7 protein-coding genes are annotated in these 12,240 nt (G+C 70.4%); 1 reads left to right on the forward strand and 6 read right to left on the reverse strand.

Going from position 1 to position 12,240, the window contains the following annotated elements; all coding sequences use genetic code 11:
- Window positions 1–3: 3 nt before the first annotated feature.
- Both ACSBPG_RS10015 and ACSBPG_RS10020 read right to left on the reverse strand, forming a co-directional pair.
- Window positions 4–438 carry a MarR family winged helix-turn-helix transcriptional regulator gene (locus tag ACSBPG_RS10015; RefSeq protein WP_435537010.1) on the reverse strand — a complete coding sequence of 145 codons (435 nt, stop codon included), beginning with the start codon at window positions 436–438 and terminating at the stop codon, window positions 4–6.
- A gap of 83 nt (window positions 439–521) precedes the next feature.
- Window positions 522–725, reverse strand: coding sequence for a hypothetical protein (locus ACSBPG_RS10020; protein ID WP_435537011.1), 204 nt, complete (start codon window positions 723–725; stop codon window positions 522–524).
- Between the two features lie 277 nt (window positions 726–1,002).
- On the opposite strand from ACSBPG_RS10020, the gene ACSBPG_RS10025 reads away from it, so the two are divergent.
- The gene (locus ACSBPG_RS10025) at window positions 1,003–3,624 is read left to right on the forward strand and encodes a methyl-accepting chemotaxis protein (RefSeq protein ID WP_435537012.1); all 2,622 of its coding nucleotides are present in this window, start codon (window positions 1,003–1,005) and stop codon (window positions 3,622–3,624) included.
- A 147-nt stretch (window positions 3,625–3,771) separates the two neighbouring features.
- Here the strand turns inward: ACSBPG_RS10025 and ACSBPG_RS10030 are convergent, their stop codons facing one another.
- From ACSBPG_RS10030 to ACSBPG_RS10045, 4 genes are all read right to left on the reverse strand, one after another.
- Complete coding sequence (locus ACSBPG_RS10030; protein ID WP_435537013.1) at window positions 3,772–5,472, reverse strand: sensor histidine kinase; 1,701 nt, start codon at window positions 5,470–5,472, stop codon at window positions 3,772–3,774.
- Window positions 5,462–5,878: a response regulator gene (locus tag ACSBPG_RS10035; RefSeq protein WP_435537014.1), complete on the reverse strand. Its 417-nt coding sequence runs from the start codon at window positions 5,876–5,878 to the stop codon at window positions 5,462–5,464. Before ACSBPG_RS10035 ends, ACSBPG_RS10030 begins: the two co-directional genes overlap by 11 nt.
- 9 nt (window positions 5,879–5,887) lie before the next feature.
- Entirely contained in the window at window positions 5,888–7,966 is a 2,079-nt protein-coding gene (locus tag ACSBPG_RS10040) for a response regulator (protein ID WP_435537015.1), read from the reverse strand.
- The coding region (locus ACSBPG_RS10045; RefSeq protein WP_435537016.1) for a HAMP domain-containing protein at window positions 7,963–12,240 on the reverse strand (4,278 nt) is incomplete at its 5' end. The genes ACSBPG_RS10040 and ACSBPG_RS10045, both read right to left, overlap by 4 nt.

Below are 12,240 nucleotides of genomic sequence, written 5' to 3' on the forward strand. Positions count from 1 at the left end.
CGCTCACCCCAGCGACATCTTGATCCGCCGCAGCGCGCCGATGAGGTCGGCCTTGTTCTCGATGCCGACGACGCGGTCGAGTTCGGCCTCGTGGGCGGCGGCGTGGGCCGCCAGCCGGCGATGCAGCGCCTCGCCGCGCGGCGTCAGGCTGAGGGCGTAGCTGCGCCGGTCGTTCGGCAGCCGGCGTTTCTCGACGAAGCCGCGGCGGGCGAAATCCTCGACCACCGGCGTCAGGCTCGACTTGTCGCGGCCGCTGGCGCGGCTCAGGGCGGTCTGGGTGATGCCGGGGTTCTCGGCGAGCAGCGCGAAGAAGGTGAGATGGCCGGGCTTGAGCTTCAGCCCCTCGAGTTCCTCGTCGGCAAGGATGCGCTGCAGGAATGCCTGGTATGACGTTTCCTGGGCCAGGCGGAGATGGAAACCGACGAAATCGCTCAACATGCCGAGGCGGACCTCGCCGTTCGAAGGCGGATCGGCCGGCTCCGGCGGCTCCTGGCCGCATGGGGCGTGTGCCCGATGCTCCGTCATGGCGCATCCACCCGATGCGTGGCCGCAATTGGATGGCGCACTCGGAAAAGAACGACGGGATCGGCGAGGTCGATGCCGGGGCGGGATTGCCAGACACACCGACCCGAAATGGCCCATAAAGGGTAAAACACGTTCGCCGTTTCCCCTCCTTCCGGCAGGAAAATGCTCTGGGTTTCGTTCTGGCCGGCCTCCGGTTTCATGGATTGACCCCGTCTATGACTTGGCATGACCAGAAGGAATTGCACTTGTTGTGACGGATGGGCCAATTGCAGGCAAACGGCTTTTGTCACAAATAGTGTGCGCAGGAGCCGTCTGTGACACCGAACGTGCGCAGGCGTCCGTTTAGGAAAATGTTACCTTCCGTAGACAGAATTTTAAACCGCCCCCGCATAAGTGTTGCAGTTGCACACTGGCACGGCGCGATGTCCGTGCCCATCCGGCGGGTCCGAAGAAAGCGTTCGATTGAGGAGACGGGGCATGAGCGGCAACACGAGACCTGGCGGCGGCGCGACGTCGGGGGCTCCGAGGGGAAGGTTCGGCATCGGCCGGAAGCTTCTGCTCTCGGTGGGCGCGATTTCGGCGCTGGCGGTTCTGGGGGCCGGCGTGGGGTGGCTGTGCTTCGGCGTGGTCGACGACGCGCTGACCGAGGTCACCGGCGAGAGCATGCCGAGTCTCTCGGCGGCCCAGGGTCTGGCGACGGAGAGCGCCCGGGTCGTCGCCCTGGCTCCGGCGCTGGCGGCGGCCGACACGCAGGCGCGCCGGTCGGCGCTCAAGAAGGATCTGGAGACCCAGCAGGCGGCCCTGACCGGCCTGATCGCCGAGGCCGAGCGGCTCGGGGCGCCCGCGGAGGTTCTCGCCAGCCTGCGCAGCGAAGCCGATTCGATGTTCGCCAACCTGACGAGCCTCGACGCCTCGGTGCAGAAGGCGATCACCGACGCCGAGCGCGGCGCCCAGATCCTCGACGGGGTGAACGCGGCGCACGCCGCCCTGCTGGCCGTCATCCAGCCGCTGGTGGACGCCAAGACCGCCGCCCTGGAGGCCTCCGCCAACGAGCTCGACAGCGGCATCACGACGACCGCCGACCGTCTCGACAACGAACACAGCGCCAACCTGATCGCCGCCTTCGAGGCGCGCATGGCGATCTCGGCGATGACCCGGTCGGTGCGCAGCCTCGGCCAGGCGTTCAACGCCGACGCCGTGAACGAGCTGATGACGACCTTCAGCACCAGCGCGCCGAAGGCGCTGATGGGGGCCAAGCGCTTCGAGGGCGACAGCCAGTGGCCCGACCTCGGCAAGCAGGTCGACGCCGTGCTGAAGCTGGGAATCGCGCCGACCGACGCCTTCGAGTGGCGGCGCAAGGTGATCTCGCCGGACACGTCGCCGGACGACCGCGTCGCCATGCAGGCCAGCCTCATGGAGGCGATCGACAAGGCGGCGGAGCTGGAGCAGTCGGTGCTCGGCACGCTCGATTCGATCATCGTGCGCGCCCGCGGCACCTTCAAGCTGGCGACCATCGACCTGCGGTCCTCGTCGTCGGACCGCCTCGCCACGGTGCGCCGCGACCTGGTGTCGGTGCGCACGCTCCTGGAGCTGGCCGCCGACGCCAACCTGGTCAGCGGCCAGATGAACCAGGCCGGCACCGCGCCCAAGCTGTCGGTGGTCGGCGATCTGGAAGGGGCCTTCGAGGCCTCCCGCGCCGCCATCGAGGCGCGGCTCGAGGTGCTGGCGGGCGACGAGAAGGGCGCCGAGCTGACCGAGCGCGCCCGCGCCCTGCTGGCCTACGGCAGCGGTGACAACGGCATCTTCGCGGTGCACGCCGCCAGCCTCGCCTCCAAGGCCGAAGGGGCGGCCCTGCTGATGGCCAACGCGCAGTCGGCGTCGCGGCTCAGCGAGGCCGCGGTGACATTGGTGACCTCGGCGCGCGAGCACGCGACGACGGCGTCCGCCGACGCGGGCATCGCGGTCAGCCAGGGCCGGCTCTGGCTCACCGGCCTGGCGGTGGTCAGCGTCATCGCCTCCATCCTCGTCGTCTGGCTGGTGGTCGGACGCCACATCGTCGCCCGCCTGACCGCGCTGGCCGAGGCCATGCGGGTGATCGCCGGCGGCCATCTCGACCACCCGATCCATGCCGCCGGCAAGGACGAGATCGCCGACATGGCGCAGGCCCTGGTGGTGTTCCGCGACACCGCCCGCGAGGTCGAGGCGGCCAACGCCCGCGCCGAGGAGGAGCGTTCCCGCGCCGCCGCCGAACGGCGGGCGGCCATGCTGGCGGTCGCCGACGACCTCGACCGCACCATCAAGGCGGTGGTCGGCACCCTGTCGGCGCGCGCCGACGAGATGCACACCATGGCCGGCGAGATGACCCGGGCGGCCGAGCAGAACCGCAACGAGGCGACCGAGGCGGCGGCCACCGCCGACCAGACGCGCAGCAACGTCGAGACCATCTCGGCGGCGGCCCAGGAGCTGTCGGCGTCCATCGGCGAGATCGGCCGGCGGGTGTCGGACTCCGCCCGCTTCGCCGGCCAGGCCGCGACCGAGGCCCAGCGCACCGACGAGACGGTGCAGACCCTGCAGGCCTCGGCGGCGGAGATCGGCAAGGTGGTGGAACTGATCTCGGCCATCGCCAGCCAGACCAACCTGCTGGCGCTGAACGCGACGATCGAGGCGGCGCGCGCCGGCGAGGCCGGCAAGGGCTTCGCCGTCGTCGCCTCGGAGGTCAAGAACCTCGCCAACCAGACGGCCGGCGCCACCGAGCAGATCGCCCAGCAGATCTCGTCGATCCAGTCGGTGACCATGGAGGCGGCGGGCGCCATCCGCCGCATCGTCGACACGATCGCCACCATCAACGAGATCTCCAGCGGCATCGCCGCGGCGGTCGAGGAGCAGGAGGCGGGCACCCGCGAGATCGCCCGCAACGTCGAGCAGGCGGCGACCGGCACCACGGCGCTGTCGGGCAGCATGGAGACCGTGTCGGCGGCGGCGACCCGCACCGGCGCGGCGGCCTCCCAGGTGCTCGGCGCCTCGGCCGAGGTGTCGCAGCAGACCGAGACCCTGCGCGACGGCATCGACAAGGTGCTCCGCCAGATCCGCGCGGCGTAACCGTCTCGTCCCTTGCCGTTCCGGGGGGGGCCCGCGATGCGGGCTCCTCCCGACCGACGGATGCCGGCGGGCCGAAGCGTGTGCCGACGCTTCGGCCCGCCGGCATGATTCCCCCCGCCCAGGCCCCGGCCGCCGCCGGGGCGGCGGTCAGATCCCGGCCACGAGGTGGTCGGGCAGCGGCGTCGTCGCGGCGAAGGCGGCGTTGCGCAGCGGGAAGGTCAGGGTGAAGCGGGTGCGCTCGCCGCTGCTCAGCGCCGCCTCGCCGCCGAGCTTGGCGGTCAGCGACTGGACGATCTGCAGGCCGAGGCTGTTGGCCTTGCGCCAGTCGAAGCCGGGCGGCAGCCCGTAGCCGTCGTCCGTGATGCTCAGCGTCGCCCGCGGCCCGTTGCGGCGCAGCGCGATGCTGAGCGTGCCCGAGCGCTCGCCGCGGAAGCCGTGCTTCAGGGCGTTGGTGAAGATCTCGTTGACGACCAGCGCCAGCAGGATGCTGCGCGACATGTCGAACTGCAGGTCGTCGCAGGCGAGGTCGACGGCGACCCGCTCGGCGGCGCCGTAGGACTCCCGCAGCTGGTCGGTGAGGTCCTGCAGGTACTGGCGGAAATCGAGCCCGGCGCGGTCGCCCGAGCTGCTCAGCATCTCGTGCACCAGGCTCATGGCGTGCACCCGGTTGACGGAATCGAGCAGGGCCTTGCGCACGCTGGCGTCGGCCACCTGGATCGACTGCAGGCGCAGCATGCTGGAGATGACCTGCAGGTTGTTCTTCACCCGGTGGTGCACCTCCTGCACCAGCATCTCCAACTGGGTGTTGGCGTTGCGCAGATCGGCGGTGCGTTCCTCCACCTCGCTCTCCAGCAGGCGCTTGGCCCGCTCGTCGCGCCGCGCCTGGCGGAACACCAGGAAGGTCAGGGCGCCCAGCGCCGCCAGGGCGACGGTCGCCAGGCCGCCGGGGACGCGCGATTCCTCCAGCCAGACGCTGCGCAGGACGCGCCGCTCGATGGCCACGCCGACGTAGAGGGGAAGGTTGGCGATCTTCGCGTAGGCGACGATCAGATCCTCCGCGTCGTCCTGCGCCACCGGCTTGGCCGGGGCGGGCGGCGGCTTCGCCAGGGCCGCCTTGAGGGCGGCCGCGCCGGGCAACGGACCGATGCCGTCGCCGTCCGGCGGGTACTGGGCCAGCACCTGGAAGTCGCCGCGGAACAGGCTGATGACCGGCGCGTAGGGCAGGTTGACCGAGCGGTAGAAGTCGGCGAGGTAGCGGACGTCGATCAGGCTGGCGGCGATGCCGCGGAACGAGCCGTCGGCGTCGCCGATGCGCCGGCTCAGCACGAAGCCCTGACGCTCGACGGCGCGGTTGAGCAGCAGGTCGGACACGTACAGCCCCTCCTCGCCGTCCCGGTGCACCCGGAAATACTCGCGGTCGGCCACGGAATGGCTGGGCGGCGGGTGGCCGGTGCTCGACAGGCGGATGCGGCCCCCCTCGTCGGCCAGGTAGAGGGCGTCGATGTAGGGGAAGCGGTCGCTCAGGCGCTTCAGCGACTGCCACGCCTTGCTGGAGCCGTCCAGCTCGCTCCATGCCGTGCCTTCGACGGCGGCGATGGCTTCGCGGGTGACCAGGTCGGAGGCCTCGAACAGGCGCGACCCGTGGTCGGCGAAGAACAGGGCGGCGTCCTGGGCCTGCTGCTCGCCGCGCTTGAGGACGCGGTCGTAGCTGGCCGAGGCGAAGATCACGAAGGCCCCGGCGACGAGCGCCAGGCAGGCGAGGCAGGCGTAGCCGACGAGGGTGTCGCGCGGCAGCCGGGCGAGCGGGCCGCGGCGCGGCGCCGCCGCGGCGAGTCCGTCATGGCTCATTGTTCAGGACCGTGCGGATGGCCTGGCGCAGGACCGAGGGCAGGAACGGCTTGCCGATGGCCATGGCGTCGGCCAGGCCGCGGGCGCGCAGCTCGCGCCAGTTGCTGGTGACGAAGAGGACCGGCGTGCGGCGCGCCGCCTGGATCGTCTTCACCGCCTCGATGCCGTCCTTGGGCCCGGGCAGGCGGATGTCGGCGAGGATGAGGTCGGGTTCGTGGCGCGCCGCCGCCTCGACCGCCTCGCCGGCGGTGCCGGCGACGGCGCACACCTCGCAGCCCAGCTCCTTCAGGATGGCCGTCAGGTCGAGGACGATGAGCGGTTCGTCCTCGATGATGAGGACGCGTTTCTGCCGCTCGCCCGGTTCCGGGCGCGGCGGGACCGCCGCCGTCGGTCGCATGTCCGTCATCCGCCAACCTCACCGTTCGTCGATGGCGACCAGTTCCCGGTCCACGCGGTCCAGCACGGCGCGCAACGCGCACGCCAGCTCGTGCCGGGTGTAGGGCTTCTGCAGGACCGGTGCCGCAACCCGCGCCGTCTCGTTGCGGGCGAGCGCGAATTCGGGATACGCCGAGGTGTAGAGCACGCGCAGGCGGGGATGGCGCGCCCGCGCCGCCGCGGCGAGGTCGTAGCCGTTCATGCCGCCGGGCATGGCGATGTCGGTGAACAGCACGTCCGGGGCGGCGCCGGAGGCGAGCAGCTCGAGCGCCGCCGCGCCGCCGGCGGCCTCGATCACGCGGTAGCCGAGCTCGCCGATCTGCTCCACCGCCACCCGCCGCACGCCGGGGTCGTCCTCCACCAGCAGCACCGTCTCGCCGGGGCGGGCGGGCGGGCAGCGCTCGCCCGTCGCCGGCACCGGCGGCTCGCCGAGGTCGGCGGCGGCGCGCGGCAGCGCCACCCGCACCGTCGTGCCCCGGCCCTCCTGGCTGTCGATGCGGATGGCGCCGCCGGACTGCTTGACGAACCCGTAGATGATCGAGAGCCCGAGCCCGGTGCCGCGGCCGAGCGGCTTGGTCGTGAAGAACGGCTCGAAGGCGCGTTCGCGCACGTCGGGCGGCATGCCCTCGCCGCTGTCGACGACGCTGAAGCTCACATAGTCGCCGGGCGACGCCTCCGGGAAGGAGTCGGGATCGTCGCCGTCGCCGCCGATCGTCAGGTTGGCGGTGGTGATGACGACGCGTCCGCCGTGGGGCATGGCGTCGCGGGCGTTGACGACGAGGTTGAGCAGCGCCGATTCGACCTGGGCGCGATCGGCCACCACCGTGCCGAGGTCGCCGGTCGCCTCGACGACGATCTCGATCTCGTCCTCCAGGGTGCGGCGCAGCATCTCCAGCATGTCGGCGATCACCGCGTTGAGGTCGAGCGGCGTCGCCCGCAGCGACTGCCGCCGGGCGAAGGCGAGGAGCTGGCGCGTCAGGTCGGAGCAGCGGGTCGCCGCCTGGAGCGCGAAGTCGATGCGCTGGGCCAGGCTCTCGTCCTCGCGCACGCTCTGGTACACGCGCTCCAGGTTGTTGATGATGACCATCAGCATGTTGTTGAAATCGTGGGCGATGCCGCCGGTGAGCTGGCCCAGCGCGTCGATCTTCTGGACCTGCGCCAACTGCTGTTCGGCGTGGCGGCGCTCGGTGATGTCGAGCCAGGTCCCCACCATCTCCTGCACGCCGCCGCCGGCCGACCGCAGCACCGCCCCCTGGTCGAGGATGACGCGGTGGCACTCGTCGGCGCAGGCCCAGCGGTATTCGATGGAGAAGACGTCGCGGGCCAGCGCCGCCGCCTTCTCGGCGACCGCCCGCTCGCGGTCGTCGGGGTGGATGCGCTCGGCCCAGAATCCGGGATCCTCGGCGAACCGTTCGGGCGGGAAGCCGCTGATCCGCTCGATCATGTCGCCGAGGAACTGCGGCCCCGCCAGCCCGGTGGACAGGTCGATGCTGTAGATGGCGATGGGCAGCGAGCGGACGATGGCGGAGTGGCGCTGCTCGCTGCGCAGCAGGGCCTGCTCGGCCATCAGCCGCTCGGCGTTGATGCGGATGTTCTCGTCGAGCAGGCGCTGCTTCAGCACCACCTGGCGCCGCAGCTCCTGGTTCTTGTTGAACAGCTCGACGAAGACCGCGACCTTGGAGCGCAGGATGACCGGATCGACGGGCTTGAGGATGTAGTCCACCGCCCCCGCGGAGTAGCCGCGGAAGAGGTGGATGTCGTCCTGATTGACGCCGGACAGGAAGATGATGGGGACGTTGCGGTTGCGCTCGCGCTGGCGCACCAGGGCGGCGACGTCGTAGCCGTCCATGTCCGGCAGGCGGACGTCCAGCAGGATGAGCGCGAACTCCCGGCGCAGGATGTGGCGCAGCGCCTCCTCTCCCGTCGCGGCCCGGATCACCTCGACGTCGAGGGCGGTCAGCGTCTGCTCCAGGGCGAAGAGGGTGTGTTGGTCGTCGTCGACGACCAGCACGCTGGCCCGCGCGTCCTTGTCGGGCGTCGGTGGCGTCGTGTCCGTCATCGGTGCAGCCATGCGCGAAGGGTGGCGAGGAGACGGTCGATCTCGACCGGCTTGGCGACGTAGTCGGACGCGCCGGCGTCCAGGCACTTCTTGCGGTCCTCCTGCATCGCCTTGGCGGTGACGGCGATCACCGGCAGGTCGGCGAGGCCGTCGAGGGCGCGCAGCGTCCGGATGACCTGATAGCCGTCCATTTCCGGCATCATGACGTCGACCAGGACCGCGTCCACGTCGGGGGTCGCCTTCAGCAGCTCGATCCCCTCGCGGCCGGTCTCGGCGAACAGCACGTTCATCCGGTACTGCTCCAGCACGCTGGTCATGGAGAAGATGTTGCGGATGTCGTCGTCGACGATCAGCACCGTCCGCCCGGCCAGCGCCGCCTGGTTCTGGCGCAGCTCCTCCAGCCGGGCGCGGTTCTCCGGCGACAGGTTGGCCACCGGCCGGTGCAGCAGCAGCGAGGTCTCCTCCAGCACCTGGTCGGCGCTCGCCGCCTGGCGGATCAGCACGCTCTGCGACAGGGTCTCCAGCCGCTCCGCCTCGTTGTCGCCGAGCGGCTTGCGCACGTAGACCACCACCGGCATGCCGTTGCGCGTGTCGCGGACGCGTTCCACCAGGGCGATGACGCCGTTGCGCGGCAGGGCCGAGCCGACGACGACGGCGTCGAACGGCGCCTCGGCGAGACGCTGCTGCGCCTCCTTGACGGTGGCCGCCTCGATGATGCGCAGGTCGCTGCCGGCGATGCGCTCGACCAGGGTGCGGCGCTGTTCGGCGTCGTTCTCGACGATCAGCAGATGGGCGGCGTCGCGGGTCGCCAGCGCCCGCAGGGCGGCGAACGCCGCCGCCAGCTTCGGCGCCGCCAGCGGCGTCGTCGTCACGCCGAAGGCGCCGGCCTCGCGGCAGCGCCGGCGGGCCTCCTCGGGGCCGATGACCTGCACCGGGACGTGGCGCAGCTCCAGGTCGTGCTTGATCAGCTCCAGGAAGGCCAGTCCGTCGATGTCGGGCAGGTGGAGGTCGGCGACGATGGCGCCGGGCTTGAGGCGCCGCGCCAGCGCCACCGCGGCCGTGCCGGTCTGCGCCAGCACGGGGTGCATCCCCTGCTCGCGGGCGTGGTCCATCAGCGGCTGCGCCGCCGTGGCGTCGGGCTGGACGATGATCGCCACCCGGCTGCCGGTGACCTCCGCGTCGCGCTCCTCGGCCGCCATGAACGCCGCCATGGGGGCCGCCGCCGGAGCCGCCGCCTCGTCGCCCGCGCGCAGGGCGGGCGGGTCGGCCGCCGCCGCGGCGCCCGCCTTGCCCGCCGGCTCGTAGCGGGCGGGCAGGAAGAGGGTGAAGGTGCTGCCCCGGCCCGGCGCGCTGGTGACGCGGATCTCGCCGCCCAGGCGCTGGGTGATCTCGCGGCTGATCGACAGGCCGAGGCCGGTGCCGCCGTACTTGCGGCTGGTGGTGCCGTCGGCCTGCTGGAACGCCTCGAAGATGATCTTCTGCTTGTCCGCCGGGATGCCGATGCCGGTGTCGGTGACGGCGATGGCGAACACCTTCGGCGCGGTGTTGAGGACGGTGTGGTTGGGGCTCCAGCCCGCCGTCACCGGCTCCACCGTCAGGGTGACGCCGCCCGTCTCGGTGAACTTGAAGGCGTTGGCGAGCAGGTTGTTGATGACCTGCTGCAGCCGCTTCTCGTCGGTGCGGATGAGGTCGGGAGCCTCGGCGTGGCGCTCGATGGCGAAGGACAGGCGCTTGTTCTGCGCCACCTGGCGGAAGCTGCGCTCGGTGTGCTCCAGCACCGTGCGCAGGCTGACGTCGCCCACCTCGATCGACACGGTGCCGGATTCGATCTTCGACAGGTCGAGGATGTCGTTGATCAGCGCCAGCAGGTCCGACCCGGCGGCGTGGATGGTGCGGGCGAACTCGATCTGCTTGTCGTGCAGGTTGCCCTGCGGGTTGTCGGACAGCAGCTTGGACAGGATCAGCAGGCTGTTGAGCGGCGTGCGCAGCTCATGGCTCATGTTGGCGAGGAACTCGCTCTTGTACTTGGAGGTCAGGGCGAGCTGCTCGGCCTTCTCCTCCAGGGCTTCCTTGGCCATCTCCACTTCGCGGTTCTTGGCCTCGACCTGCATCTTCTGCCGCGACAGGAGCTGCGCCTTCTCCTCCAGCTCCTCGTTGGTGCGGCGCAGCTCCTCCTGCTGGTTCTTCAGCATCTCCTCGGACTGGCGCAGCGAGGTCGCCTGCTGCTCCAGCCGGTCGTTGGTCTTCTTCAGCTCCTCCTGCTGGCTCTGCAGCTCCGAGGTGAGGAGCTGCGACTGCTTCAGCAGCCCCTCGGTGCGCATGGTGGCGGCGATCGTGTTGAGCACGATGCCGATGGATTCCATGAGCTGGTCGAGGAAGGAGCGGTGGGTCTCGCTGAACAGGTTGAACGACGCCAGCTCGATCACCGCCTTGACCTCGCCCTCGAACAGCACCGGCAGGACGATGATGTTCAGCGGCGGCGCCTCGCCGAGGCCGGAGTTGATCTGGATGTAGTCGCCGGGAACGTTGGTCAGCAGGATCGGCTGCTTCTCGAAGGCGCACTGGCCGACCAGCCCCTCGCGCAGGTGGAAGCGGTTGGAGAGGTGCTTGCGCGTCTTGTAGGCGTAGCTGGCCACCATGTCGAAGGTGACCTCCTCCTCCTCCTCGGTGTTGGCGATGTAGAAGACGCCGTGCTGCGCCGACACCAGCGGCGCCATCTCCGACAGGATCAGGTTGGAGACCGTCACCAGGTCGCGCTCGCCCTGCAGCATCCGGGTGAACTTGGCGAGGTTGGTCTTCAGCCAGTCCTGCTCCGCATTCTTCAAGGTCGTGTCCTTGAGGTTGCGGATCATCTCGTTGATGTTGTCCTTCAGCGCCGCGACCTCGCCCGAGGCCTCGACGGTGATGGACCGGGTCAGGTCGCCCTTGGTCACCGCGGTGGCGACCTCGGCGATGGCGCGCACCTGGGTCGTCAGGTTGGCGGCGAGCTGGTTGACGTTGTCGGTCAGGTCGCGCCACACGCCGGTGGCCCCCGGCACCTTGGCCTGGCCGCCGAGCTTGCCCTCGATGCCGACCTCGCGGGCGACGTTGGTGACCTGGTCGGCGAAGATCGCCAGCGTCTCGATCATGCCGTTGATGGTGTCGGCCAGTGCCGCGATCTCGCCCTTGGCGTCCACCGTCAGCTTGCGCTTCAGGTTGCCCTGGGCGACGGCGGTGACGACGTCGGCGATGCCGCGCACCTGGTTGGTCAGGTTGGTCGCCATCATGTTGACGTTGTCGGTCAGGTCCTTCCAGGTGCCGCCGACGCCCTTCACCGTCGCCTGGCCGCCGAGCTTGCCCTCGGTGCCGACCTCGCGCGCCACGCGCGTCACCTCCGAGGCGAAGGAGCCGAGCTGGTCCACCATCGTGTTGATGGTGTCCTTCAGCTCCAGGATCTCGCCGCGCACGTCGACGGTGATCTTCTTCGACAGGTCGCCTTTCGCCACCGCCGTCGTCACCTCGGCGATGTTGCGGACCTGCGAGGTCAGGTTGCCGGTCAGCAGGTTGACGTTGTCGGTCAGGTCCTTCCAGGTGCCGGCGACGCCCTTGACCATGGCCTGGCCGCCCAGCTTGCCCTCGGTGCCGACCTCGCGGGCGACGCGGGTGACCTCCGAGGCGAAGGAGTTGAGCTGGTCCACCATGGTGTTGATGGTGTTCTTCAGCTCCAGGATCTCGCCCTTGACGTCGACGGTGATCTTCTTCGACAGGTCGCCGTTGGCGACCGCCGTCGTCACTTCGGCGATGTTGCGGACCTGCGAGGTGAGGTTGGCCGCCATGGCGTTGACGTTGTCGGTCAGGTCCTTCCAGGTGCCGGCGACGCCCTCGACCCGCGCCTGACCGCCCAGCCGCCCTTCGGTGCCGACCTCGCGCGCCACGCGGGTGACCTCCGAGGCGAAGGAGCCGAGCTGGTCCACCATGGTGTTGATGGTGTTCTTCAGCTCCAGGATCTCGCCCTTGACGTCGACGGTGATCTTCTTCGACAGGTCGCCGTTGGCGACCGCCGTCGTCACTTCGGCGATGTTGCGGACCTGCGAGGTGAGGTTGGCCGCCATGGCGTTGACGTTGTCGGTCAGGTCCTTCCAGGTGCCGGCGACGCCCTCGACCCGCGCCTGGCCGCCGAGCTTGCCTTCGGTGCCGACCTCGCGGGCGACGCGGGTGACCTCCGAGGCGAAGGAGCCGAGCTGGTCCACCATCGTGTTGATGGTGTCCTTCAGCTCCAGGATCTCGCCGCGCAC

It is taken from the genome of Azospirillum sp. ST 5-10 (assembly GCF_051225715.1).
Taxonomy (GTDB): domain Bacteria; phylum Pseudomonadota; class Alphaproteobacteria; order Azospirillales; family Azospirillaceae; genus Azospirillum.

Bases quoted from the DNA above. Each gene is read 5' to 3' on its own strand.
- ACSBPG_RS10030 (WP_435537013.1), bottom strand. From the start codon at position 5,472: ATGAGCCATGACGGACTCGCCGCGGCGGCGCCGCGCCGCGGCCCGCTC.
- ACSBPG_RS10040 (WP_435537015.1), bottom strand. From the start codon at position 7,966: ATGACGGACACGACGCCACCGACGCCCGACAAGGACGCGCGGGCCAGC.
- ACSBPG_RS10015 (WP_435537010.1), bottom strand. From the start codon at position 438: ATGTTGAGCGATTTCGTCGGTTTCCATCTCCGCCTGGCCCAGGAAACG.
- ACSBPG_RS10035 (WP_435537014.1), bottom strand. From the start codon at position 5,878: ATGACGGACATGCGACCGACGGCGGCGGTCCCGCCGCGCCCGGAACCG.
- ACSBPG_RS10025 (WP_435537012.1), top strand. From the start codon at position 1,003: ATGAGCGGCAACACGAGACCTGGCGGCGGCGCGACGTCGGGGGCTCCG.
- ACSBPG_RS10020 (WP_435537011.1), bottom strand. From the start codon at position 725: ATGAAACCGGAGGCCGGCCAGAACGAAACCCAGAGCATTTTCCTGCCG.